The organism is Fervidicella metallireducens AeB, assembly GCF_000601455.1.
Taxonomy (GTDB): Bacteria; Bacillota; Clostridia; order Clostridiales; family Caloramatoraceae; genus Fervidicella; species Fervidicella metallireducens.
This window is the reverse complement of the sequence record NZ_AZQP01000151.1, coordinates 1-724: the sequence shown is the minus strand read 5'-3', so window position 1 is coordinate 724 and position 724 is coordinate 1. Positions and strand designations below refer to the sequence as shown.

The following is a 724-nucleotide window of genomic DNA, read 5'->3' as shown; positions in this document are numbered from 1 at the left end:
AAGCATTTTTGTAACACTTTAACCTAATATTTTAGATTTTCTGTATCTTGCCTCAAATGGCGTAAGCCTTCATTATATGTATGAGGTCTTAGATGATTATACCAAACGTAAGCAAAGTTGTTTATTGCTTTATTTAATTCTTCATCATTGTGATAGTGGTAATGATGAATTAATTCATGTTTCAGAGTGTTGTAGTATCTTTCCATAGGGGCATTATCAAAAGGACACCCTGCCCTGCTCATACTTTGTTGTATATTTACTGACTCGCAGAAATCTATAAAGTCCTTAGATGTAAATTGCGAGCCTTGATCGCTATGAAGAATTAATTTATTTGTCAACTTTGGCTGCGAAGCAATGGCTTTTTTAAGCGTATTAATTGCAAGCTCGTTTGTTATTTCTTTACCGTTTAAACTAGCTATAACAGAGCGATCATACAAATCAAGGATAGTACAGTTGTATCTTTTACTGCCATCTGTCAAAAATAAATATGTAAAATCTGTACACCATACATGATTGGGTTTATCGGTTGTAAAATTTTGATTCAAAAGGTTTGAAAAAATTTTATGGGGTTGTCCTTTTTTATAACCCGGTTTCTTTCTTTTAACAATGGAAGTAAGTCCTAGTTCCTTATTCATATATTTATGAACAGTATTTTTACTACAAATGATACCTTTACGTTCCAGGAAGATTTTCATTTTACGATGGCCAAGACGGCCTTCAGTTT

At 32.6% G+C, this 724-nt stretch carries 1 pseudogene; it reads right to left on the bottom strand.

The annotated features are described in order from the left end of the window. Positions 1–18: 18 nt before the first annotated feature. Positions 19–724 (bottom strand): annotated as a pseudogene (locus tag Q428_RS14225) (IS3 family transposase); the annotation flags it as partial.